Annotated in this window: 22 protein-coding genes and 1 other RNA gene; 15 read left to right on the top strand and 8 right to left on the bottom strand. The window is 65.1% G+C overall.

The genetic code is table 11. From position 1 onward, the window contains the following. Nucleotides 1-20: 20 nt before the first annotated feature. Both XARJCFBP2528_RS11665 and gap read right to left on the bottom strand, forming a co-directional pair. Complete coding sequence (locus XARJCFBP2528_RS11665; RefSeq protein WP_039512378.1) at nt 21-491, bottom strand: hypothetical protein; 471 nt, start codon at nt 489-491, stop codon at nt 21-23. A 217-nt stretch (nt 492-708) separates the two neighbouring features. Then, complete coding sequence (gap, locus tag XARJCFBP2528_RS11660; RefSeq protein ID WP_016902270.1) at nt 709-1,710, bottom strand: type I glyceraldehyde-3-phosphate dehydrogenase; 1,002 nt, start codon at nt 1,708-1,710, stop codon at nt 709-711. A gap of 510 nt (nt 1,711-2,220) precedes the next feature. Here gap and XARJCFBP2528_RS11655 point away from each other — a divergent pair. From XARJCFBP2528_RS11655 to XARJCFBP2528_RS11615, 9 genes are all read left to right on the top strand, one after another. After that, nucleotides 2,221-2,733 carry an SgcJ/EcaC family oxidoreductase gene (locus XARJCFBP2528_RS11655; protein WP_016902269.1) on the top strand — a complete coding sequence of 171 codons (513 nt, stop codon included), beginning with the start codon at nt 2,221-2,223 and terminating at the stop codon, nt 2,731-2,733. 251 nt (nt 2,734-2,984) lie between these two features. After that, on the top strand, nt 2,985-3,608 hold the full coding sequence (locus XARJCFBP2528_RS11650) for an OmpW/AlkL family protein (RefSeq protein WP_016902268.1): 624 nt from the start codon (nt 2,985-2,987) through the stop codon (nt 3,606-3,608). 119 nt (nt 3,609-3,727) lie between these two features. Continuing rightward, on the top strand, nt 3,728-4,342 hold the full coding sequence (locus tag XARJCFBP2528_RS11645; protein ID WP_016902267.1) for an OmpW/AlkL family protein: 615 nt from the start codon (nt 3,728-3,730) through the stop codon (nt 4,340-4,342). Nucleotides 4,343-4,431: 89 nt separating this feature from the next. Beyond that, the gene (locus XARJCFBP2528_RS11640) at nt 4,432-5,247 is read left to right on the top strand and encodes a S1/P1 nuclease (protein ID WP_026064265.1); all 816 of its coding nucleotides are present in this window, start codon (nt 4,432-4,434) and stop codon (nt 5,245-5,247) included. A gap of 13 nt (nt 5,248-5,260) precedes the next feature. Continuing rightward, nucleotides 5,261-6,085 (top strand): MBL fold metallo-hydrolase, encoded by an 825-nt coding sequence (locus XARJCFBP2528_RS11635; protein WP_026064264.1) that lies wholly within the window; start codon nt 5,261-5,263, stop codon nt 6,083-6,085. 75 nt (nt 6,086-6,160) lie between these two features. After that, the gene (gene modA, locus XARJCFBP2528_RS11630; RefSeq protein WP_026064263.1) at nt 6,161-6,937 is read left to right on the top strand and encodes a molybdate ABC transporter substrate-binding protein; all 777 of its coding nucleotides are present in this window, start codon (nt 6,161-6,163) and stop codon (nt 6,935-6,937) included. A gap of 15 nt (nt 6,938-6,952) precedes the next feature. Next, nucleotides 6,953-7,639, top strand: a complete 687-nt coding sequence (gene modB, locus XARJCFBP2528_RS11625) for a molybdate ABC transporter permease subunit (protein ID WP_016902263.1) — start codon at nt 6,953-6,955, stop codon at nt 7,637-7,639. Then, the gene (modC, locus tag XARJCFBP2528_RS11620; protein WP_016902262.1) at nt 7,639-8,253 is read left to right on the top strand and encodes a molybdenum ABC transporter ATP-binding protein; all 615 of its coding nucleotides are present in this window, start codon (nt 7,639-7,641) and stop codon (nt 8,251-8,253) included. The genes modB and modC overlap by 1 nt, the downstream gene beginning before the upstream one ends. 46 nt (nt 8,254-8,299) lie before the next feature. Then, complete coding sequence (locus XARJCFBP2528_RS11615; protein WP_016902261.1) at nt 8,300-8,857, top strand: flavin reductase family protein; 558 nt, start codon at nt 8,300-8,302, stop codon at nt 8,855-8,857. An 18-nt stretch (nt 8,858-8,875) separates the two neighbouring features. Here XARJCFBP2528_RS11615 and XARJCFBP2528_RS11610 read toward each other — a convergent pair whose 3' ends face one another. The 4 genes from XARJCFBP2528_RS11610 to XARJCFBP2528_RS11600 form a co-directional block, all read right to left on the bottom strand. Next, nucleotides 8,876-9,469 carry a hypothetical protein gene (locus XARJCFBP2528_RS11610; RefSeq protein WP_016902260.1) on the bottom strand — a complete coding sequence of 198 codons (594 nt, stop codon included), beginning with the start codon at nt 9,467-9,469 and terminating at the stop codon, nt 8,876-8,878. Then, a non-coding RNA gene (locus XARJCFBP2528_RS22465) (sX9 sRNA) lies at nt 9,458-9,533 on the bottom strand. The genes XARJCFBP2528_RS11610 and XARJCFBP2528_RS22465 overlap by 12 nt, the downstream gene beginning before the upstream one ends. A gap of 70 nt (nt 9,534-9,603) precedes the next feature. Then, nucleotides 9,604-10,896, bottom strand: coding sequence for a TonB family protein (locus XARJCFBP2528_RS11605; RefSeq protein ID WP_016902259.1), 1,293 nt, complete (start codon nt 10,894-10,896; stop codon nt 9,604-9,606). Next, complete coding sequence (locus tag XARJCFBP2528_RS11600) at nt 10,886-11,254, bottom strand: BlaI/MecI/CopY family transcriptional regulator (protein WP_016902258.1); 369 nt, start codon at nt 11,252-11,254, stop codon at nt 10,886-10,888. Before XARJCFBP2528_RS11600 ends, XARJCFBP2528_RS11605 begins: the two co-directional genes overlap by 11 nt. 152 nt (nt 11,255-11,406) lie before the next feature. Here XARJCFBP2528_RS11600 and XARJCFBP2528_RS11595 point away from each other — a divergent pair, with 152 nt between their 5' ends. The 5 genes from XARJCFBP2528_RS11595 to XARJCFBP2528_RS11575 all read left to right on the top strand — a co-directional run bounded on the left by XARJCFBP2528_RS11595 (nt 11,407) and on the right by XARJCFBP2528_RS11575 (nt 19,544). Beyond that, on the top strand, nt 11,407-13,365 hold the full coding sequence (locus XARJCFBP2528_RS11595) for an acetyl-CoA hydrolase/transferase C-terminal domain-containing protein (RefSeq protein WP_016902257.1): 1,959 nt from the start codon (nt 11,407-11,409) through the stop codon (nt 13,363-13,365). Between the two features lie 131 nt (nt 13,366-13,496). Next, nucleotides 13,497-14,672: a phosphatidylinositol-specific phospholipase C1-like protein gene (locus tag XARJCFBP2528_RS11590; protein ID WP_026064261.1), complete on the top strand. Its 1,176-nt coding sequence runs from the start codon at nt 13,497-13,499 to the stop codon at nt 14,670-14,672. A gap of 135 nt (nt 14,673-14,807) precedes the next feature. Beyond that, on the top strand, nt 14,808-17,522 hold the full coding sequence (locus tag XARJCFBP2528_RS11585; RefSeq protein WP_047124731.1) for a TonB-dependent receptor: 2,715 nt from the start codon (nt 14,808-14,810) through the stop codon (nt 17,520-17,522). Between the two features lie 361 nt (nt 17,523-17,883). Beyond that, on the top strand, nt 17,884-18,813 hold the full coding sequence (locus XARJCFBP2528_RS11580; RefSeq protein WP_026064260.1) for a L,D-transpeptidase family protein: 930 nt from the start codon (nt 17,884-17,886) through the stop codon (nt 18,811-18,813). A 2-nt stretch (nt 18,814-18,815) separates the two neighbouring features. Then, complete coding sequence (locus tag XARJCFBP2528_RS11575; RefSeq protein ID WP_026064259.1) at nt 18,816-19,544, top strand: M23 family metallopeptidase; 729 nt, start codon at nt 18,816-18,818, stop codon at nt 19,542-19,544. Between the two features lie 55 nt (nt 19,545-19,599). On the opposite strand, the gene XARJCFBP2528_RS11570 is transcribed toward XARJCFBP2528_RS11575, so the two are convergent. Further along, nucleotides 19,600-20,361 carry an SDR family NAD(P)-dependent oxidoreductase gene (locus tag XARJCFBP2528_RS11570; RefSeq protein ID WP_016902252.1) on the bottom strand — a complete coding sequence of 254 codons (762 nt, stop codon included), beginning with the start codon at nt 20,359-20,361 and terminating at the stop codon, nt 19,600-19,602. 101 nt (nt 20,362-20,462) lie between these two features. Between XARJCFBP2528_RS11570 and XARJCFBP2528_RS11565 the strand changes: the two genes are divergently transcribed. After that, complete coding sequence (locus XARJCFBP2528_RS11565) at nt 20,463-21,434, top strand: LysR family transcriptional regulator (RefSeq protein WP_047124729.1); 972 nt, start codon at nt 20,463-20,465, stop codon at nt 21,432-21,434. Nucleotides 21,435-21,732: 298 nt separating this feature from the next. Here the strand turns inward: XARJCFBP2528_RS11565 and fhuE are convergent, their stop codons facing one another. Then, on the bottom strand, nt 21,733-23,922 hold the full coding sequence (fhuE, locus tag XARJCFBP2528_RS11560) for a ferric-rhodotorulic acid/ferric-coprogen receptor FhuE (RefSeq protein WP_026064257.1): 2,190 nt from the start codon (nt 23,920-23,922) through the stop codon (nt 21,733-21,735). Nucleotides 23,923-24,024 lie beyond the last annotated feature (102 nt).

Raw genomic sequence — 24,024 nt, 5'->3', positions numbered from 1 at the left:
AAGAACCGGGCGTCTGACACTTATTCGCGGTAGCCGCTGTCGTTCTTGTTATGGATGATCCAGATCAGGTTGCCGCCGGTGTCCATCGACTTGCCAGCGAACACCAGGCGCCCCTGGCCCTTGTAGGCCATCTCGTAACGGTAACGGTCGCCGCCAAAGAAGAACGGGATGAACGCCTTGCCGGTCACGTAGGAACCCTGGTCATTCGGCTGACCAATCAGGTCGGTGACCTGCTTCATCGGCATACCGATCTTCAGCTGGGTGAACTTGCTGTCAGGCGCCGGCTTGCCGGTGATCTCGCCTTCGTAATCGTTGATGCCCTTGACCGTTTCGCCATAGCCCGCTTCAACATCGGCCGACTTGATCACCTCACCATCAGCATTCATCCAGGCCGGCGTACCGGTCTGCTTCTTCGCTGCCCAACTGGTCGACGGCGCCGACACCGCAAACACCACACCGAGCGCCAATACGCCCGCCAGAAATTTACTCATGAGTTTTGTTCTCTCGATCCATGGAGTTCCCCGATCCTTCGTACACGACACGGGAACGACCGCCGTGCCAGCAAATTAGCGCACGTGGGCCTCTCAAAGTCCACTTTTCGTAATGACGACGACGCTGCGACGGTAAATGCACACATCACATTTCGACAGGCACAAAACGAAAGGCCCCGGCATGCCGGGGCCTCTACGCATCGCCTGAGCGCGAGGTTTACTTCGCGACAACCCGCACCATTTCCAGGCACTTGTTGGAATAGCCCCACTCGTTGTCGTACCAGGACACCAGCTTGACGAAGGTCGAGTCCAGCGCGATGCCGGCGTCGGCGTCGAACACCGAGGTGCAGGTTTCGCCGCGGAAGTCGGTAGCCACGACCTTGTCTTCGGTGTAACCCAGCACGCCCTTCAAGGCGCCTTCGCTCTGCGCCTTCACTTCGGCACAGATCTCGGCGTAGGTGGCCGGCTTTTCCAGTTCGACGGTGAGGTCGACCACCGACACGTCCGAGGTCGGCACGCGGAAGCTCATGCCGGTCAGCTTCTTGTTGAGCTCGGGGATCACCACACCCACGGCCTTGGCGGCACCGGTGGAGGACGGGATGATGTTCTCCAGGATGCCGCGCCCACCGCGCCAATCCTTGTTCGACGGGCCGTCCACGGTCTTCTGCGTCGCAGTGGCCGCGTGCACGGTGGTCATCAGGCCGCGCTTGATGCCCCACTTGTCGTTGATCACCTTGGCCAACGGCGCCAGGCAGTTGGTGGTGCACGAGGCGTTGGAAACGATCGCTTCGCCCTTGTAGGTTTTGTCGTTGACGCCGAACACGAACATCGGCGTGTCGTCCTTGGACGGTGCCGACAGGATCACCTTCTTGGCGCCCGCGTCGAGGTGCTTCTGCGCGGTTTCCTTGGTCAGGAACAGGCCGGTGGACTCGATCACCACGTCGGCGCCGACTGCATCCCACTTGAGGTTGGCCGGGTCGCGTTCCTGGGTCAGGCGGATCTTGTTGCCGTTGACGATCAGCGTGTTGCCGTCGACCGACACATCGGCCTTGAAGCGGCCATGCACCGAGTCGTACTGCAGCATGTAGGCGAGGTAATCGGGCTCGAGCAGGTCATTGATGGCCACGATCTCGATGTCATTGGCGAAGTTCTGCACCGCAGAGCGCAGCACGTTGCGGCCGATGCGACCGAATCCGTTGATGCCAACCTTGATTGCCATGTTCACTAGCTCCTGCGGCCGCGATGGCGCGGCGGATGGAAAGGGACCGCCATTCTAGCAGCGTCGCACTCGCGCAGCCGTGCTGCGGCCAGCGCTGCAGCATGTGGCGCTAGGACGTTGTGCCGTGGTGCATGCGTGGTGGGGATTGGGGATTGGGGATTGGGGATTGGGGATTGGGGAATCGGGAATCGGGAATCGGAAGGTGGGCACGCTGTGTGGGTGCCGTCAATCGACAAGGTGATGAGCTCGGCGCTGCAAGCACGATGCGGTATGGGCTGACGCCTGCCTGACTTGAGGGCCCGCGACGATCTGAGGTGCGGCACGGACGCGGCAATCGAAACTACGCCTTATTCATTGACATATCCAATCTAATTCAATTACTTAAGTTATACACCGATACGCTGAAAGGCGTATCGACGCATATGCCGAACAGCAGCATTTCGGCGCTCCGTGGATTTCGATACTGGCCCTGCCTGCTGAGGCACCCATCCATCACAACGGAGATTCCCCATGCGTCGCACCCTTCTCTCTCTGGTTCTGGCCCTGGCCGCCACCCCGGCGCTGGCTGGCGGCGTGATGCACTACACCGAAAAGGCCTCGCTGCCCGCCGATGGTGAAGCGCGCGAAGTCGCTGCGCTGTTCGACACCTGGAACGCGGCGCTGGCCACCGGCAACCCGCACAAGGTGGCGGACCTGTACGCGCCGGACGGCGTGTTGCTGCCGACCGTCTCCAACGAAGTGCGCGCCTCGCGTGCGCAGATCGAAAAGTACTTCGAGATGTTCCTGACCAAGAAGCCGCAAGGTGTCGTCAACTACCGCACCGTGCGCGTGCTCGATGACGACAGTGCAGTGGATGCCGGCGTCTATACCTTCACGCTGACCGACAAGGACGGCAAGAAGAGCAAGGTGCAGGCGCGCTACACCTTCGTGTACGAGAAGCGCGACGACAAGTGGCTGATCATCAACCACCACAGCTCGGCGATGCCGGAAGTGGATGCGCCCACGCTTGTCAAGGTCAAGTAAGTGCGCGAGCGCTGCAGCCACCTGATCGCTGCCTGCTCCACCGCGCACGCAGGCGCATCGCGTTGCAGACCGGACGCGACGCGCCGGTGCGATCACCGGCATGGCGCACATCGCTGCTGTCGCTGCCGGTCCCTGCTCGCGTCCGCGCATGACCCGCAACGTCATTACACGGACGGATTGATCAGGATCAAGGCATCCAGCGCGCAAACCATCAAGACTTCTTCCATCCCCTGCACACAACGAGAGTTTCCATGCGCATGCGCTCTACCCTTCTGCTCGCCGGCCTGGCCGCCAGCTTCGCCAGCGTCCCCGCACTGGCTCAATCCAAAGGCGACTGGACCGTTGCCGTCGGTGCCCACCAGGTCGCTCCCAAGTCCGATAACGGCCGTCTGGTCGGCGGCACGCTGGAGGCGGACGTCGGCAAGGACATCAAGCCGACCTTCACCGCCGAATACTTCATCGCCGACAACCTGGGCATCGAAGTACTGGCTGCGCTGCCGTTCGAGCACGACATCGCGCTCCGTGGCCTGGGGCGTGTCGGCAGCACCAAGCATCTGCCGCCGGTGATCTCGCTGCAGTACCACTTCAACAGCCAGGGCAAGCTCTCGCCGTTCGTTGGCGCGGGCATCAACTACACCCGTTTCTTCAGCACCGACACGCGCGGCGCGCTGGCCGGCAGCGAGCTGGAACTGGACGATTCCTGGGGCCTGGCACTGCACGCGGGCGTGGACTACAAGCTCAGCGACCGCGGCGCGCTGCGGGTGAACCTGCGCTGGATCGACATCGACACCGAAGCGCGCCTCGACGGCAACCGCATCGGCACGGTCAACATCGACCCGCTGGTCTACGGCGTGGCCTACGTGCACCGGTTCTGAGCCCGGCAGCGTGCGCGATGCATCTCTGGCACACTTGGCGTCCAGGGACGTGAATCCACCGCCGGAGTTGCGGACAGGTTGGTCACGTCGACCGCCTGTCCGACCTATCCGGGGATTCCATGAGCATGCTGATCCGTACCGCCCTCGCCATCGCACTGGCCGCCTCGGCCGCACCCGCCCTTGCACAATCGGCCGGCCACTGGACCACTGGCTACGGCGCCGGCTATGTCTCGCCCAAGTCCGACAGCGGCAGCTTCGGCGGCACGCGTGCCGAGATCAAGGGTGCACCGACGCTGTCGTTCACCTACGAATACTTCCTGCGCAACAACCTCGGCATCGAGGTGCATGCCGCGGTGTCGGGCAAGCACGATCTGGAGCTTGAGGGTGTCGGCAAGGTGGGCAGCTATTGGTCGGTGCCGCCGAGCGTGCTGTTGCAGTACCACATCAATGGCTACGGCACGGTGTCGCCGTTTGTGGGCGTCGGCATCAACTACACCACGTTTGTCGGAGAAGACGTCGATGAAACCTTTGGCAATGGCGACCTGAGCTTCGACGACTCGGTGGGCGCCACCGCGCATGTCGGTGTGGACTTCATCTTCAACGATCGCAGCGGCCTGCGGGTGGATGCGCGCTGGACGAATTCGCGCAGCAACGTCGACTTCAATGGCAGCCGGCTGGGCAAGGCGCGGATCGATCCGCTGACCTATGGCGTGTCGTACCTGGTGTACTTCTGAGCATGCCGCAGACGCCACGCTGAGCCGCGGCTGTGCTTCGACAAGGGACGGCCATCAAACCGTCCCGGACCGATGCGTACAATTGCCGGATGAAGACCTTCTCTCCTCGCATCCTCGTTCTTGCCGCAACCGTGGTCGCGGCCCTTCAGCCCATCAGCGCCTTCGCCTGGGGGCCGCAAGGCCACCGTCTGGTGGCGCGCATTGCCGAGACCGAACTGAGCCCGCAGGCGCAAGCGCAGGTGGCGCAATTGCTCAAGGGCGAAGCCAACCCGACATTGGCCGGTGTCGCCAGCTGGGCCGACGAGCTGCGCGAGCACGACCCGGAGCTGGGCAAGCGCTCCGGGCCCTGGCACTACGTCAATCTTGGCGAGCATGACTGCACGTATGCGCCGCCGCGCGACTGCCCGGACGGCAACTGCGTGATCGCCGCGCTCGACCGGCAGACCGCGCTGCTTGCCGACCGTAGCCAGCCGCTGGATGTGCGCCGGCAGGCCCTGAAGTTCGTGGTGCATTTTGTCGGCGACATCCATCAGCCGATGCATGCCGGCTACGCGCACGACAAGGGCGGCAATGAATTCCAGCTGCAGGTCGCCGGCAAGGGCAGCAACCTGCATGCGCTGTGGGACAGCGGCATGCTCAACGACCGCCATCTCGATGACGATGCCTATCTGCAACGCCTGCTGGCGTTGCCGGCGACCGCTGCCACATCGCCGGTGCTGCCACCGCCGGCCGCGGCATGGGCGCAGGCCTCCTGCAAGATCGCGGTCACGCCCGGCGTCTATCCGAGCAAGCACGTGTTGCCGGACGACTACATCGCGACCTATCGTCCGCTTGCCGAGACCCAATTGCGCGAGGCTGGCGACCGACTGGCCGCCGTGCTCAATGCGGCGCTGGCCGCGCCCTGAGATGGAGACGCCGATGCAGCCCGAGGTGCTTGCGTTCTTTCACGCCGACAGCAACACCTTCACCTATGTGGTCGCCGACGCGGCGACCGGGGCGGCAGCGGTGATCGATCCGGCGCTGGACTATGCGGCCGACACCGGCAAGGCCGGCACGCGCGCCGCGCAAGCCATCGTCGATGCCGTCGCCCAACACGGCTGGCAGGTGCAGTGGCTGCTGGAAACCCATGCGCATGCCGATCATCTGTCTGCCGCGCAGTGGCTGAAGCAGCACTGGCCGCAGGCACGCATCGGCATCGGTGAGGGCATTCGGGATGTGCAGCAGACGCTTGCGCCCCGTTGTACGTTACCGGACGACTTTCGTGCCGATGGCTCGCAGTTCGATCACCTGTTTGCCGATGACGAGCGCTTCGAGCTTGGCACGCTGCAGGTACGTGTCATCGCGGTGCCCGGGCATACCAGCGACAGCATCGCGTACCTGATCGGCGATGCGCTGTTCCCCGGCGATTCGTTGTTCATGCCGGACGCCGGCACCGCACGCTGCGATTTCCCCGGCGGCGATGCACGGCAACTGTTCGCTTCGATCCAGCGCATGTACGCGCTGCCGGAAGACACACGCGTGTTCGTCTGCCACGACTACGGCCCGGGCGGCCGTGAGGTGGCGTACCAGACCAGCATCGGCGAGCAGCGGCGCAGCAATATCCACGTGCGCGACGGCGTGAAGATCGATGCATTCGTGGCGCAGCGCCAGGCCCGCGATGCCACGCTGCCCGAGCCCAGGCTGATCCGGCCGGCATTGCAGACCAATCTGCAGGCTGGCCGCTGCGACGGCGTGGTTGACTGATAGGTCAACGTAGCCACCACGCGGCGCATGACGCGCAGCCGCTATGATCGCTGCCTGACCTTGCTGGAGCTTCCCATGCGCACGATCGGTTTTTGGCAGCGCGCGTTCTGCGTGCTGATGCTTGCCCTGCCCGTCCTGGCCACTGCGCAGAGCGCGCCGGTGACGGTGTTCGCCGCAGCAAGCCTGAAGGAATCCATGGACGAGGCCGCGGCCGCTTACGAAAAGGCGACCGGCACGCCGGTGCGCGTTTCCTACGCCGCCAGCTCTGCACTGGCGCGCCAGATCGAGCAAGGCGCACCGGCAGACGTGTTCTTTTCGGCCGACCTGGAATGGATGGACTATCTGCAGCAACGCGGCCTGGTCGTGCCGGCGCAGCGCCGCAACCTGCTCGGCAATACCCTGGTGTTGATCGCCCCGGCCACCAGCAAGCTGCGCGTGGATCCGCGCCAGCCCGGCGCGATTGCCAAGGCGCTCGGTGACAGCGGTCGGTTGGCGGTTGGCCAGACCAACAGCGTGCCGGCCGGCAAGTATGCCGCCGCAGCGCTGCGCAAACTCGGTCAGTGGGATGGCGTGAGCAATCGCCTGGCCGAGTCGGAAAGCGTGCGCGCCGCATTGATGCTGGTCTCGCGCGGCGAAGCGCCGCTGGGCATCGTGTACGGCTCGGATGCGCGCGCCGAACCCAAGGTCCGCGTAGTCGCGACCTTCCCCGCCGATAGCCACGATGCCATCGTGTATCCGGTCGCTGCGTTGAAGAACAGCAGCAATGCCGGCACGGCCGCGTTCGTGCAATGGCTGGGCAGCAAGCCGGCCAGGGCGATCTTCGTTCGCCGTGGTTTTTCGTTGCAGGATTGAGGTGCGCCGTTGTCGATGTTCACCCCGCAGGAGCTGACCGCGATCGGCCTGAGTCTCAAGGTCGCCATCGTTGCGGCCATCGCCAGCCTGCCGCCGGGCATCGCCTGCGGCTGGCTGCTGGCGCGGCGGCGCTTTCCGGGCAAGGCGCTGCTGGACGCCCTGCTGCATCTGCCGCTGGTGATGCCGCCGGTGGTGACCGGTTATGCGCTGCTGGTGGTGCTGGGCACGCAGGGGCCGGTCGGCAGCTGGTTGCTGGAACACCTCGGTGTCCAGTTCGCGTTCCGCTGGACCGGCGCAGCGCTTGCATGCGCGGTGATGGGATTCCCGCTGATGGTGCGCGCGATCCGCTTGTCCATCGAAGCGACCGACCGCCGTCTTGAAGCAGCCGCCGCCACGCTCGGTGCTGGCCCATGGCGGGTGTTCTTCAGCATTACCTTGCCGCTGGCCTGGCCGGGCCTGGTCGCCGGCATGGTGCTGGCGTTCGCCAAGGCCTTGGGCGAATTCGGCGCCACCATCACCTTCGTGTCCAATATTCCTGGCGAAACCCAGACCTTGTCGTCGGCCATCTACGGGCTGATGCAGGTGCCGGGCATGGAATCGGGCGTGTGGCGGCTGGCCGGCGTTGCGCTGGCGATCTCGCTGGCGGCGCTGCTGCTGTCCGAGTGGCTGGTGCGCAGGCCGCATCCGCGCGAGGACGGCTGATGCTCGATATCGACCTGCAGCTGCAGCGCGGCAATTTCCAGCGGCATCTCCACATCCAGGACCAGGCGCGGGTGGTGGCCCTGGTCGGTCCTTCCGGTGCGGGCAAGACCACGGTGCTCAATGCCATCGCCGGGCTGGTGCAGCCGCAGGCCGGGCATATCCGCATCGACGGGCGCTGCCTGTACGACGCCCGGCAAGGCATCAACCTGCCCACGCACAAGCGCAGGATCGGCTATGTGTTCCAGGATGCGCGGCTGTTCCCGCATCTGGATGTGCGCCGCAATCTGCGTTACGGCCGGCATGCGCGTGGCACGGCGCCATTCGGTTTCGACGATGTGGTGGCGCTGTTGGGGATTGGGCCGTTGCTGCAACGCCGGCCGCGCAATCTGTCCGGAGGCGAAGCGCAGCGCGTGGCGATCGGCCGCGCCTTGTTGTCGCAACCGGCGATCCTGTTGTTCGACGAGCCCTTGTCGGCACTGGATCAGGCGCGCCGCGAAGAGCTGATTCCCTACCTGCAACGCGTGCGCGACGAGATCCGCCTGCCGATGCTGTATGTCAGCCACAATCCCGATGAGGTGCAGCGCATCGCCGATAGCGTGCATGTGCTGGAATGAGCGCATCGGCACTGTCGATCACCGAAGTCAATCAGCTGGTGTGCCCATGAAACAGTATCGAAAGCACGCATTCCCGGTGGAGCAGGCGCGCCGCTTCCTGGAACCCGGGCCGGTGGTGCTGGTCAGCTCGGCCCACAAGGGCCAGCGCGACATCATGACCATGGGCTGGCATATGGTGCTGGAGTTTTCGCCCTCGCTGATCGCGTGCTGCATCGCCCCCGGTAACCACAGTTTCGAACTGGTCCGGCGCAGCAGGCAATGCGTGATCAACCTGCCGACAGCCGAGCTGCTCGACACCGTGATCGGCATCGGCAACAGCAGCGGTGCACAGATCGACAAGTTCGACCACTTCGGGCTGACTGCCGTGCCCGGCCAACGGGTCGCAGCGCCGGCCATCGCCGAGTGCTACGCCAGTTTCGAATGCCGCCTGCACGACGGCCGGCAGATCAACCGCCACGCGCTCTTTGTCTGGGAAGTGGTGAACGCGCAAGTGGCCAAGCGGCCTGCGCTCCCAAGAACGGTGCACTACCGCGGCGATGGCCGCTTCATGCTGTCCGGCGACGAAGTCTCGCGGCGGCGCCTGTTCGCACCCGACATGCTCTGATCGCAGCGATGCGCGCGCTCAACGCGCCACCTTGCCGGTGCGCACGCTGACCTTGCCCTGCCGCACTTCGAAGGTGAACGCGAACGACAGCGTCACCGGTACCGGCTGCTGGCTGATGGCGCCGCTGCAATCGTCCAGCGCAGCCGGCTGCGCCACACCTGCGGCAAACGTGCACAGCGCAGCCGGAACAAACTGCCATTGCTGCACCGTGGTACGCACCGACTGCACCAGATCGGCGTTATCCGGCAGCAGACCGGCCGCGCATTCGTCGCGATCGGACATGGGGTCGACGCGCTGTACCGCGCCGTCGGCGGTCAGGATCACATGCGCGCACACGGTGGTCGGCGGCAAGCTCTGCCGTGGCGAATCGGCCGGCAGCACCGGCGCATCGCTGCGCAGCGCGCGCGGCATGCGGAAGCGCTGCGCCGGCGCCAGTGTGTAAGACTGGATGGAGCCGCCGCCATCGCCGCCCGATTGCGCGCTCAGCATGCGCTGGTCCACCGAATCTTCGCGCTGGCTGCGCTGCTGTTCCTGCACCCCTTGCGTTGCACATGCGCCAAGCGACAGCGCCAGGATTGCAGCGCAGGTCGGCGCGAGGGCGGCCGACAACACGTGGCGAGCAGTCGTCGGGTGGGCGTGGCCAGCGCGCAGGAACCGGGGTGTACGAGTGGTACATGCCAATCCTGGGCACCGGCCCCGCCCGCCAGACAGTTGTGCAGTCGTTTTGCTGGTTGCGCTGGATTGCATCACGGCCTCTCCCGCCTTGCGCAGCCCGCTGAAGCACAACCGGCAAGGCGGTTGGACGCTGGCGCCTTCGAGCGCGCGGCGCCGGCATCGGTAGACGTTTGCTCCGGCGCATCCATTTCGAACTTCACCGGAACGCGCACCGTGGAAGCAATCGGCTTGCCATGTACATAGGCAGGTTTCAGCCGCCACTGGCGCGCTGCCTCCAGCACCGCTTGATCGAACACGCCGGCCGGCCTGCTCTGCACGACGTCGATGTGCTGCGGCACGCCGCCAGGGTCGATGTCGATCTGCAGTTCGACAAAGCCCTCGATACCGCCGTCAAACGCGGCTGCCGGATATCTCGGTGGCTGCATCGTGGCGAAATCCACCGCGTTGCCGGCCGCCAGCGCCGGTTGTGCCGCTAACGCAATGCGTGCCGGCTGTAGGGCCCAGGCGGCGGTGCTGATCCCCGCCGCCAGCAGCAGGACCATCGCCACGCGCCAGCGCGCACGTCCGGCAGCGATGGGCAAACCGCGCAGCGCCGCGATCCGTTGCGTCAACGGGTGCGATGCGGCCCAATGACAGGCGAGCGGCGTAAAGTCGCCTCCAAGCTGAGTCTTGAGCATGGCGGTGGCGTAACTGCGGCGCTTGCCCGGATGTTGCGCCAGCACGGCCGCATCGCAGGCCAGTTCCTGGTCCAGCCGGAACGCACGCCAGCCCAGATGCATCAGCGGGTTGAACCAGCCGACGCAGAGCATCAGCGCCGCCAGCAGATTGGCGTGCAGGTCGCCGCGGCGCAGATGCATGCGCTCGTGCGCCAGGATCAGGGCGCGCTCATCGGCGTTGTAGCGCTCACTGAAATCCGCCGGCAGCACGATGCGCGGACGCCAGAGTCCCAACGATGCAGGAAGACCGGCATCGCGCGCGGCCGACCAGAGCCGGTCGTCGAGCCGGTGCAACGGCCCCAGGCTACGCATGAAACGCCGTTGCCGCGTCCACAATCCGATCGCCATCACCACCGCGCCGCCCAGCCACGCTGCTGCCAGCCATGTTGCCCACGCACGACCTTCGCCATGCACGCTGGACAGCGCCGGCATGGCGGTCAGCGCCGGCAATCCCGGCACCGCGATGCCGAGAGACGGACCGGGCAACAAGGCCGCCACCAGCGCCAGCGGCACGCAGGACCAGATCGCATACGCCGCGCCGGCACCCGCCCGCTTGCGCAGTGGGCGACGCAGGAGCAGGCAGACCAGCAGCGCTGTGGTGGTGTACGGCGTTGCGCGCGACAACAGGACCCAGGCCTCAGGGTTCATCGTCCAGCTCCTTGAGCAGTTGTTTCAGTTCCGCGATATCGGACGCGCTGAGTTTTCCGCGCTCGCTGAAGTGCGCCACCAGCGGCGCCACCCGTCCGCCGAACAGGCGCTGCAGCAATCCCTCGCTCTGTTGCTGCACCCACTGCTCGCGCGCCAGCACCGGCGAATAGAGATAGCGTCGCCCTTGCTTGACCGCGCGGATGGCGCCCTTGCCAAGCAGGCGGTTGAGCAAGGTCTTGACGGTGGGCTCGGCCCAGTCGCTGTGGCCTGCCAGCGCGGCGACCACGTCGTCGGCGCTGCGTGGCGCCGCATCCCAGAGCACCTGCATCACCACCGCTTCGGCGTCACTGATCGACATGCGATTACATCCGTAATTTTTATCGATTACGCATGTAAAACTTGCGCCTGTCAAGCGCGCTTTCGATTGCCTTGCGGGAAACGTATGCGCCGACCCGGTCTTGTCGGCGATCCAGATACCTGCCCCGCCAGCGCCTCGGCTACCCTGCACCGATGACTGAATACCTCACCGACCTGTCCGGCGCGGTTGCGCACATCCTGCAACGTCTCGATGGCCCGCTGCGCGTCGGCGCGCCGTTGGGCATCGGCAAACCGCACCGGTTGTTGAACGCGTTGTATGCGCAGCTCAAGCACATGCCGGCGCGGCCGCTGGCGCTGTACACGGCGCTGTCGCTCAACCCGCCCAAGCCCGGCGCGGGACTGGAGGCACGCTTTGCGGCGCCGTTCATTGCGCGCCATTTCGGCGAGGATTTCCCGCGTCTTGCCTATGTCGATGACATGCTGCGCGATGCGCTGCCGGCGCATGTACAGGTGGAAGAGTTCTACATGCAGTCCGGCGGGCTGCTGCACTCCACCCAGGCGCAGGCCGACTACACGAGCCTCAACTACACCCACGCTGCTGAGGCGGTGGCGCAGCGCGCGCCGAACCTGATCGTGCAGAAGGTGGCGCGCGAACCGAGCGGCACACGGCTGTCGTTGTCGTGCAACAACGACATCACCCAGGACACGCTGGATGCGGTGCAGGCGCTCGGCCTGCCGCGCCCCATGCTGGTGGCGGAAGTGGACACGCAGCTGCCGTGGATCGGCGGGACCGCGGCAGTGGAGGAGGCGTTCTTCGATCTGGTGATCGACCTGCCCGGTCCGTCGCCGCGCCTGTTCGGGTTGCCCAGGCAGCCGGTAAACAGCGTCGACTACGCCATCGGCCTGTATGCCAGCGCGCTGGTCCGCGATGGCGGCACCTTGCAGATCGGCATCGGCACCCTGGCCGATGCGCTGAGCCATGCGCTGGTACTGCGACATACCGACAACGCCACCTACCGGCGCGTGCTGCAGGCGCTGGACCCGCAACTGGAACAGCATCCTGCGGTGCGCGCCAGCGGTGGCCTGGCGCCGTTCGAGATCGGCCTGTACGGCTGCAGCGAAATGCTCAACGAAGGGTTCAAGCAACTGGTGGACAGCGGCGTGATCCGCCGCAAGGTGCACGATGATCTGGCGCTGATGCAGCGCATCGCCGACGGCAGCGCCGATGCGGCCGATCACGCGCGCCTGGCCCGCGAAGGCGAGTTTCTGCATGGGGCGTTCTATCTCGGCTCGCCGGATTTCTACCAGTGGCTACGCGAGCTGAATGCGGACACACGCGATGCCATCGGCATGCGTCGCATCAGCGAGATCAATCAGCTGTATGGCGGCAACGAAGCGCTGGAGCGCCTGCAACGCCGCGATGCGCGCTTCTTCAACTCCTGCATGATGGCCACCGCGCTCGGCGCAGCGGTGTCCGACGGGCTGGAAGATGGCCGTGTGGTTTCCGGCGTCGGCGGCCAGTACAACTTCGTGGCGATGGCGCATGCCCTGCCGCAGGCGCGCAGCGCGTTGATGCTGCGGGCCACGCGCGATGCCGGTGCACACGCAGCGAGCAATGTGCGCTGGAACTACGGGCACACCACCATCCCGCGCCATCTGCGCGATCTGTACATCACCGAGTACGGCATCGCCGACCTGCGCCACCAGACCGATCAGGATTGCGTGCTGGCGATGGCCGGCATCTGCGATGCACGCTTCCAGGACGCGTTGCTGGCAACCGCCAAGGCATCGCGCAAGCTGCGTGGCGACCCTGCACTACCTGCGCGTGCGCAACGCAACACGCCGCAGGCACTGGAACAGGCGCTGGCGCCGTTCCGCCGCGATGGCAGCTTGCCCGACTACCCGCTCGGCAGCGACTTCAGCGAGGTCGAGCAACACCTGCTGCGCGCCCTGAGCTGGCTCAAACGCGCAACCGCCGGCAATAGCGCAAAGCTTGTGACGGTCTGGCGCGCACTGCTGTCAGGCAAGGCCGGCGATGCACACGATGCCGCCGCTTTGCAACGGATGGCACTGGATGCGCCACGCAGCATCGGCGAACGCGTGCAGGCACGGCTGCTGGCGTATGCCTTGCGGAAGACCAGAGTGCACTGAAACGCCCGTGTCGCGAAAAGCGATGCCATGGCGCGTTTTTCGCACTGTGACGCACGACGGCAATACGGCGGAAAGCCTTGCGTCAAATTTGGCCCGGATGATGGCGACCACCTTCTTTCCGGCCTGGCTGCATGCGCTGCTTACTCGTTGTTTCGGCTGTGAATCCAGGCGATGACCGCACAGCGAAGCCATCACGCGCAAGGCGAAGCAACACACGTAGCGCTGCATTCCTTGGCCTGCTGATGCTGGCCGGCGTGACCGCGCATGCCGCGCCTCGCCTCACCGATCTGCAATACATCGGCAGCCACAACAGCTACCACGCCGGCTTCGCCCCCAGCGAAGCGACGCTGCTGCAACGACTGAGTCCGGAACTGTTCGCGGCACTGGATTACCGCCATCCGCCGCTGAGGCAACAACTGGACGATGGCGTCAGACAACTCGAACTGGATGTCTTCGCCGACGCCAACGGTGGTCGCTACGCACACCCGGCCATCGTCGCGCAGATCGCCAGGGCCGGCTTGCCGCCCGCACCGCCCAGCGCACCGGCCGGAGTGATGAGCAAACCCGGCTTCAAGGTCATGCACGTGCAGGACGTGGACCAGCGCAGCACCTGCCAGCCCTTGATCGCGTGCCTGCAGGAAGTGCGTGCGTGGTCGAAGCAGCACCCCGGGCATGTGCCGATCTTCATCCTGCTGGAAACCAAGCAGGCGCCGGTGCAACTGGCGTTTCCGACCGTGCAGCCGGAGCCGTTCGATCCGGCGGCGATGGATGCATTGGATGCCGAACTGCGCTTGGTGTTTCGACCCGGCGAGTACCTCAGCCCCGATCAGGTCCGTGGCAACGCAGCCACGCTCAACGCCGCAGTGCTTGCGCACGGCTGGCCGTCGTTGAGCGAGGCACGCGGCAAGGTGGTGTTCCTGCTCGACCAACGCACGGCCGGTGCCAGCTACCTGCCCGGGCATCCGTCGCTGCGCGGACGCGTGTGCTTCACCAATGCCGTGCCTGGCCAAGACGATGCCGCGTTCACCGAACTCAACGATGGCCCTGCCGAGACGATCACCCAATTGGTGAAAGCCGGCTACCTGGTGCGCACGCGTACCGACGCCGACCTGAAGGAAGCACTGCAACACGACACCACCCGCCGCGACCGCATGCTGGCCAGCGGCGCGCAGTTGCTCAGCACCGACTTCCCCGCACATGAGCCGGCCGGCAACGGTTACGTGGTGCGCTTCGAAGGCGATGCGGTCGCACGCTGCAATCCGCAGCTGGCGCAGGCGCACTGCAAGGGCGTCGACCTCGGGCATTGAGTCGGGGTCACTGAAGTCGTCGCAATCTCCGCACCACACACAGACCTGTCGCAACGGAAGGCGTCGGCGATGCACACCCGCACCCGCGATACGGGGGCCGGGCACTCCACCTTCTCCAACCACGCGAGCCATTGCATGCAGTCCCCACGCACCACCCATCGCCTGACCTGCGCCATCGCACTGGCACTGTCCGCGCCGGCGTTTGCCGAGACACCGGAACTCGGCACCACCACGCTGGATTCGGTCAACGTGCAGGCCAAGCACGCCGCCGCACCGGGATCGCTCAACGAACAGCGCCTGTCCAGCAGCGTCAACAGCGTGATGAGCAAGCAGCAGATCGATGCGATCCCCTCCGGCGGCATCGCCGATGTCGTGTCGCACATGCCGGGCCTGTCCGCATACAGCGACATGCACCTGGGCCAGGCCACCACCGGCGAGAACGCCTACGTCAGCATTCGCGGCATGGACGCCAGCTACAACGCCTACACGCTCAACGGCTTCGGCATGCCGGAAACCGATTCATCGACGCGCGCCATCTCGTTGAACATGCTGGCGCCGTTCGGCATCCAGTCGGTGCAGGTGTCCAAATCGCCAACGCCCGACATGCCCGGCGATTCGATCGGCGGCGCGATCGACATGCGCACGCCCAATGCCTTCGACTTCGGACAGGATGTCTACGCCAAGAGCACCGCGCAGGGCCAGTTCAATGCGCTGGCCTCGAAGCTGGGCGGCAAGGACAGCGGCGGCACCTTCCAGCAGGAGCTGGCCTGGAAGTTTGGCGATGGTCATGCCTTCGGCCTCTACGCATCGGCTTATTACGGCAAGAACAACAACATGGCGCAGGCGCCGGCGCCCAACAGCAAATACGTGCCGGCCGATCCCGCCCTCGCCACTGCAACCGACCTGCGTGATGTCGGGCCGTTGATCAGCACCCGCTACAAGTACAGCCTCTATACCAGCCAGATCGAACGCTACGGCGGCAACCTCTCGCTGGATTGGCAAGGCGACAACAGCGCGCTGTACGCGCGTGCCATCTACGGCAGCTACGGCGTCACCGGGCAACAGGACCAGTCCAGCGCACGCCTGGAAACCTATCGCAACCAACCCACCGCCGTGCGTGGCGGCTATTTCAACACGCACGATATCGACGAGAAACTGGCGACGCTGCAATTGGGAGGCCAGACCACGCTGGGCCGCCTGCGCTTCGACTACGGCAGCTCGGTCGGTCGCGGCACCCGCAGCCGCCCGGACTACGTGTCGGCAAGCCTGTATGGCTTTACGCCCGGCAGCTTCGCCTTCGACCTCAGCAACCCCCGCTATCCCAGCATCGCGCCAAGCACGCCGGGCCTGCAGGACTTCTTCTACAACCTGGATTCGTCGTTGCTGTGGAAGGTGCAGGGGCACGACGCCGGCAGTCACGACAACCGCATCAACGCACACACCGATATCACCTACCAGGTCGACGGCGACGTGCTGGACAGCGTCAAGCTCGGCCTGTCTGCCGACCACTCCGACCGTGGCGCCTACGATCACCCGTTCTTCCACAAGGACGGCAACTTCGTCACCAACGGGCCTTATTTTGGCGGACCCAATTACGCGTTCCCCACTGCAGGTGGGCCGCCACTGAGCGCGATCCCGGGCCGCGTCACCTATAACGCCTTCGACGGCCGCTACGCCGGACCGTTCAAACTGCTGGACCGCAACTGGATGCTTGCGCAGGCGCTGCCCTACAAATACGTCAACGATCCCAACGGCGCAGGCGTCTATACCGCCAACGACTACAACGCCAACACCACCTCCAGCACCGAGGCGATCTATTCCGGTTATGCAATGGCCGCGCTGCATGTCGGCTCAGTGAGCGTACTGCCCGGCGTGCGCTACGAGTTGACACGCTATGCGGCCGAATCCTGGCAATCCAGCGGCGATGGCAGCACCGGCAGCTTCGTCGGCACCGGAAGCACCTATGGACAAGTGCTGCCGGGCATCAGCATCAACTATCGGCCGGATGATCTCACCGTGTATCGGGCTTCGTTGCGGCGCAGTTTCAGCCGGCCGGCGTTCGGCCTGATCTCCGGCGAGACGGTGTACACCATCGACGATACCCAGAAAGTGGTCGGCATCTCCAGGCCCAATCCCGATCTGCAGCCGAGCAAGGCCGACAACGCCGATCTCTCCTCCGAGTTCTACGACCAAAGCGGCGGCGTGCTCAGCGCATCGACCTATTACAAGCGCATCACCGGCTTCATCTACACCTCGCAATCGGCGACCAGCAACGACAACACACTGGGCGGGCTGGTACCGACCGGCACCACCTTCGAAAACGGCGTGCCGGTGACCATGCCGCAGAACGGCGGCACCGCCAAGCTCTATGGACTGGAGCTGGCAGCGAGCAAACGCTTGCAGGAGTTGCCGGGCCTGTGGAGCAACGTCGGCGTCACCGCCAACCTCACGCTGCAGCACAGCGAAGCAGACAGCAGACGCAGCGACCAACCAGAAAAGACCTGGCTGCCACGCGCACCCGAGCGCATCTACAACCTGGATCTGTTCTACGACGATACGCACCTGCGCGCCGACCTGAGCTACAACTACACCGGCCTGCAATTGCTGGGGCTGACCAGCGACCGGCTCAACTATTACCTGCAACCGGTCAAGTCACTGGACTTCACCGCGACCTATCATCTGCCGCACCACGTCGATATCGGTGTGTCGGCCAAGAACCTGCTCAATGCCGCCACGTTCTACGAAACCCAGGGCAAGTCAAAGCGCTACATGGCCTACGACCCTGGCGCCGACGGCGCCTATGTACAGACCGGACGGGTGTACATGCTGACCTTGGGCTACACCTACTGACGGCAGCCCTGCACAGCTGCGGCGCAATGTCTGCAGCTGCAGGGACCGGGTCTGCACCACTCCGTATCGATCGTCTGACTGACATGCAGGCGATCGATTGCGGCGTGGTGCACAACTCTCTCTGCCGCTCGGGTAGAAGCGGCAGGCAGCGGCATCTATGGCAGCTGTGCGGAGGCGAGATAGCAGGTATCCACTTCTGACCCGCATCGCGACTGCGCGCCTAGTCAGTCCCGGTGCAGCCATTTCACGCAGACCACGCAGGCGGCTCGGGCAAGGTGCGCGCATGCCTCTTCCGGACCTGCTCATGCCACCACGCATCTACGCTCGCGCCTGCTTGCTCGCCCTTGCTCTGGGCACCTCCCTGTCCGCACTGGCGCAAGCGCCGCAGCCTGCCGCGGCACCTGCGCCTACACCTGCAGCAGCTTCCGCTGCGACGGTCGTGCCGACCGGCCCGCGTTCGGATCTGCATGCACAGGTGCTGCTGGATCGCGCGCATTTCTCGCCGGGGCAGATCGACGGCGAGCGTGGTTCCAACCAGAAGCGTGCGGTGTCCGGATTTCAGGCAGCGCACAAGATCAAGGTCACCGGTGAGCTCGATGACGCCACCTGGCAGGCCTTGCAGGCCGACACCACGCCGGCGTTGGTGCAGTACACGCTCACCGATGCCGATGTGGCCGGGCCGTTCCTGCCGATTCCAAAAGGGCCGGCCGAACAGGCCAAACTGACGTCGCTGGGCTACACCTCGGTGGACGAGGCGCTGGGCGAGCGTTTCCATGCCGCTCCGGAACTGCTGCGCCAGCTCAACCCCGGCGTGGATTTGAGCAAGGCCGGTGGCGTGATCCAGGTGCCGAACATCGACGGCGTCCCGCCATTGGCCAAGCCGGCCAAGCTGGTGGTCGACAAGTCCGAGTCGACGCTGCGCCTGTTCGATGCCGACGGCAAGGTGTATGCGCAGTTCCCGGTGTCCTCCGGCAGCAAGCACGACCCGCTGCCGATCGGCCGCTGGAAGGTGTTGGGCGTGGCGCGCGACCCGGTGTTCAAGTACAACCCCAAGCTGTTCTGGGACGCGAAGAAGGGTGATCAAAAGGCCACCCTGCCCTCCGGCCCGAACAATCCGGTCGGACGCGTGTGGATCGATCTGTCCAAGCCGCATTACGGCCTGCACGGCACGCCGGAACCCGGCCATGTCGGCAAGACCGAATCGCATGGCTGCGTGCGCCTGACCAACTGGGACGTGGTCAATCTGGCCAGCGTGGTTGGCCCCTCCATGCCGGTGGTGATGCAGGAGTAAGCATGAAACTGCTGATGATGCTGGTGGTCGGTGTCTTGCTCGGTGCAGCCGGCTATTGGTGGCTGGAACGCGAGGCACCACAGGCGGCGGTGGCGCCGGCGTCCACAGCTGCACCCGCGGTGACAGCGCAGCCCGACGCGGCAGAGGCGGCAATGGCAACGTCTTCTGCGGCTCCAGCTGTTGCCGCTCCAGCCGTTGCCGCATCGTCGCCATCCACCGAGATGGTGCCCGCTGCAGACACGCCAGCCGCGCCTGCGTCTGCAGCCGCTCCTGAAGCTGCGAATTCAGGCAGCGGCCTGCTGATTCCGGTGCAAGGCATCGGCAGCGGCCAGCTGCAGGACACCTTTACCGACGCACGCAGCGAAGGCCGCGTGCACGATGCCATCGACATTCTTGCTCCGACCGGCACACCGGTCATTGCAGTTGCAGACGGCACGGTCGAGAAACTGTTCAACAGCGAGCGCGGTGGCCTGACCGTCTACCAGTTCGATCCAAACGGCACGTATTGCTACTACTACGCGCACCTGGAACGGTATGCCGACGGCCTGGCAGAAAAGCAGGCAATCAAGCGTGGCCAGGTCATCGGCTACGTCGGCAGCACCGGCAATGCCGATCCTGCCGCACCGCATCTGCACTTCGAGATCCACCGCCTGGGGCCGGAAAAACAATGGTGGAAGGGAGAGGTCTTGAATCCCTATCCCGTATTGCATGGCGACCAGACCCTGCAGTGATGCACCAGGCGGTGATGCAGACACAGGCCTGCGCGTGATGCGCAGGCCTGTGCATTCAGATCAACATGCCGCCCGATACCTCGATGCGTTGCGCATTGATCCAACCGGTTCCCGGCGCGAGTAACGCAGCGACCACCGGCCCGATATCGTCCGGCAGCCCTGGGCGCCCCAGCGCCGTGACCGACGACACCATCGCATTGACCTGTGCGTTATCGCGCACGCTGCCGCCGTTGAAGTCTGTCTCGATCGCACCCGGCGCCAGCGTATTGGCACGAATGCCACGCGCGCCCAGTTCCTTGGCCAGATAGCGCGTGAACACCTCCACCCCGCCTTTCATCATCGCGTAAGCCGAGGCACCGGGCAGCGCGAAACGTGCTAGGCCGCTGGACACGTTGAGGATGCGTCCGCCGTCGGCGATCAACGGCAGCAACGCCTGGGTCAGGAAATACGGCCCCTTGAGATGGATATTGACCAGGGCGTCGAACTGCGCCGGCGTGGTGTCGGCGATGGCCGCGTGCAGCCCGGTACCCGCGTTGTTGACCAGCGCATCGAACTGCGTGCGATCCCAACCGGCCAGCACCTGCTTCAACTGCTCAGCGAATGCCGCGAACGACTCGGCGTCGGCAACATCCAGCGGCAGTGCCTGCGCGCGGCGGCCGAACTTGTGGATCTCGGCGACCACCGCAGCGGCCTCATCTGCCTGGCTACGGTAGGTCAGCACGATATCGCTGCCGTCTGCAGCGAGCGCAAGCGCGGCATTGCGGCCCAGGCCGCGGCTGCCGCCGGTGATCAGAGTGATCGGTGCGGTGATCGACATGGATGGACTCCGTTGCGTGTTGAGAGGCGATTTGGGGCGATCACCACAGGCGGTGCATGACCGCGGGGCGGGCGTGACGCTGTCTGACCGCGCCAAGACTATTGCGCTTGCCGCGCCACATAAATCGGTCCAACCTGATTGCACCGTTCAAGAACGTCGACCAATCGATGGATACCCTGGAGTCGCTGCGCGCCTTCCTGCGCGTCGCCGAGCTCGGCAGTTTCACCCGCGCTGCCGAAACGCTGGGCCTGCCCAAAGCCAGCGTTTCTACCGCCGTGCAGCGGCTCGAAGCCTCGCTTGGGACGCAGCTTTTGCATCGCACGACGCGTCGCGTGCAACTTACCGGCGACGGCACCACGTTCTACCAGCGCAGCCGCGATCTGCTCGACGACATGGACGAGTTGCAGAGCATGTTTCAGCGCGAACGCAGCCAGCTGCGCGGACGCTTGCGGGTGGACATGTCCTCCGGCATCGCGCGCAATTTCGTGATTCCCGCGCTACCCACGTTCCTGGCGCAGCACCCGCAGCTGGAGGTGGAAATCAGCGGCACCGACCGCCGCGTCGATGTGGTGCGCGAAGGCTTCGATTGCGTGTTGCGCGTGGGCACGCTCGAAGACACCAACCTGGTCGCACGACCGCTCGGCGTGTTTCGCATCATCAACTGCGCCAGTGCCGACTACCTCGCACGACGGGGCATGCCGCAGCGCCTGGACGATCTGGCTCACCACGACCTGGTGCACTACGTGCCGACGCTGGGCCAGCGATCGTCCGGCTTCGAGTACCGCGATGGACCGGCCTACCAGCTACTGCCGATGCGGGGCCCGGTGACGGTCAACAACGGCGATGCCTATCTCGCCGCGGCATTGGCGGGCCTGGGCATCATCCAGGCGCCGGCCAGCCCGTTGCGCCCACACCTGGACAGCGGCGCCTTGATCGAGCTGCTGGCCGCCATTGCGCCGGAACCGATGCCGGTCACCTTGCTCTACGCGCAGCGTCGCCACCTGCCGCAACGCGTAGGTGCGTTCATGGACTGGGTTGCAGAGGTGATGGCACCGTATCTGGAACCGCTGTAACCCCAGGCCACCGTGGATGCGATTGCCGGCACGTCTTCGCGTGCGCGTGCGCGTGTGCGCAGGCAGGAAGTGTTTCTGTAGCGCGCCGACATTGGCGGGAGGCATCACTTGCTTGCGCGCCACTTCGATACCACCGAAGCAAACCGATATCAGCATGCAGCGCAGGCAGTGCGGCATGCGCCGCAGATCCACGATCACTCCGCTGGCGCCAGACACAAAAACAGGCACCTTCTGCAAGGTGCCTGCATCGTTGCAACATCAGGCCGGGCGCTGACATCGCGCCCGGCCCGATCTTCGATCAGAACGTGTAGTTGAAGGTCAGCATGCCGTTGCGCGAGGCGCCCCATGCGCCATAGCCACCGTTGAACTGCGCGTAGTAGCGCTTGTCGAGCAGGTTGTCCACATTGAGCTGCACCGAGAACTGCGGCGACAGCCGGTAGCGCGCAAACGCGCTGACCAGTGCGTAAGCACTCTGCTGAAAGGCGCCGTAGACCGGGTCCACATAGTACGAGCGGTTCTGCCAGTTGACGCCACCACCCACGGTCAGATCGCTCCACGCACCTTGCGGGGTGTAGCTGTTGAACAGCTTGAGGGTGGTGCGCGGCAGGTGCGTATTGATCGAGGTGCCGCTGTCATCGCGCGCGGTGTAGTGCGAGGCGCCGAAGGTGGTGTTCCAGCTCTCGGTCACCCGCCCGGACACCTCGAAATCGAAGCCTTCGCTGACCACGCCGTTGGCGGCCTCATACGCGAAGTCGCTGCTACCGGGGACGAAGCCGCCGGTGGCCACGCCCAGGTTGTCCTGCTCGATGCGGAACACCGCAAGCGAGGCGTTGAGCCTGTCGTCGAACCACGCTGCCTTGACGCCGGCTTCGTAGCCCTTGCCGGTCAACGGATCCAGGTAGCCGCCATTGGCATCGCGCAGGGTCTGCGGGTTGAAGATTTCGGTGTAGCTGACGTACGTCGACCACACATCGTTGATGTCGTAGACCAGACCGGCGTACGGGGTGACTTCGGTCTGGCTGTCGGAGAACGGCACCAATTGCTGCGTAGCGGAGTCGAGATTGCGGCCATCGATCTGCCAGTCGGTGTAGCGCGCACCCACCAGCAACTTCAGCGAATCGGCCAGCGAAAAGCGCGCAGCCACGTAGGCCGCCTTCTGCTTGATGGTGCCGTCGCTCTGCACCAACCGCGGACTCCAGTTGGGTTCCGGGTAGGCACCGGTCCAGCCCAGATAGCTGTCCAGCGGCGCCGGGAAATCGAAGGTGCCGTTGTTGACGTACTCGCGGCGGTTGTAGCTGGCGCCGGCAACCAGCTGATGCTCGCGGCCGAACAGCTGGAACGGACCTTCCGCATAGACGTCGGCGCCATCGGCCTTGCGCTCGGTCAGGTAGTTGCCCGAATACGGCACCACGCCGCCACCGGTGGCACGGTCGAACCCGAAGATCGTATAGAACGGATAGAACAGGTGGTTGGCCGCTTCTGTCTTCTCGTGGCTCAGATTGGCCTTGAGGGTCCAGCCGTTGTCGAAGCTCTGCTGCAGGCTGGCGAAGGTGCGCTGCAGGCGCGTGTCCCAGAACGTCCAGTCGGCCGCCGGGTTGAACGAACGATCGTAGTTAGTGCGGGTGCCATCGCTGTAGAACAGCGGGAAGCCGCCCCAGGTGACATCGTTCGATTCCTTCTTCTGGTACTCGTAGCCCACGCTCAGCAAGGTGCTGTCGGTGAGATCGGCATCGATGATCGCCGAGCCGATCTTCTTGCGCAGGCCGTAGCGGTCCATGTCCGACTCGCCGTCCTGGTACACGCCGATCACGCGCGCACGCACGGTGCCTTCGGGGCTGAGCGGCACGGTGACATCGGCCACGCTGCGGGTCTTGTTGAAATCGCCACCGCCCACCGACACGGTGCCGGTGAAGTCGCGGCTGAGCGCATGCTTGCGCACCAGGTTGATCGAGGCCGACGGGTTGCCCGAGCCAGTCAGCAGGCCGGTGGCGCCACGCACCACTTCGACGCGGTCGTACAGCGCCACGTCCAGCGCCGAATCGCCGTAGCTCCAGGCCTGCTCCATGTACGCCGGGATGCCGTCGAACTGGTAGTTGTCGATGTAGAAGCCACGTGCATAGAACTCCAGCCGCTCGCTGTCGCTCTGCGCCACCGAGATGCCGGTGACGTTGTTGAGCACATCGGTGATGCTCTGCAGGTTCTGGTCGTCCATGCGGTCGCGGGTGATCACGGTGACCGACTGCGGGATCTCCCGCAGCGACAGGTTCATGCGCGTGCCGGCGGTGGTCTTCCCCACCGTATAGCCCTTGGCCTGCTCGCCCTGCACGATGAGCCGGTCCAGGGTGGTGACCTCTGCATCGCCGGCGGCAGGCGTCTCGGCCAATGCCTGGCCGGCGGCCATCACGCACAGCGCGGCGAACAGCGCGCGCGGAAGGACATGGCGACGCGCGCCCGCGGAAGCAAGACGCAATTCGGTACTACGGATCATCGGGAACTCCAACGCAGACGGATCAGACCACGCGCTGCGAAGACGCCGCGCCGGCAACAAGGGGGAGGAAACGGTGTGCCTTACCAGCGGCAGCGCCATTTT

Origin of the sequence: Xanthomonas arboricola pv. juglandis (genome assembly GCF_001013475.1) — a bacterium.
Taxonomy (GTDB): Bacteria; Pseudomonadota; Gammaproteobacteria; order Xanthomonadales; family Xanthomonadaceae; genus Xanthomonas; species Xanthomonas arboricola.
Note: the sequence above shows the minus strand (reverse complement) of the source record. Positions and strands in the feature narration are given on the sequence as shown.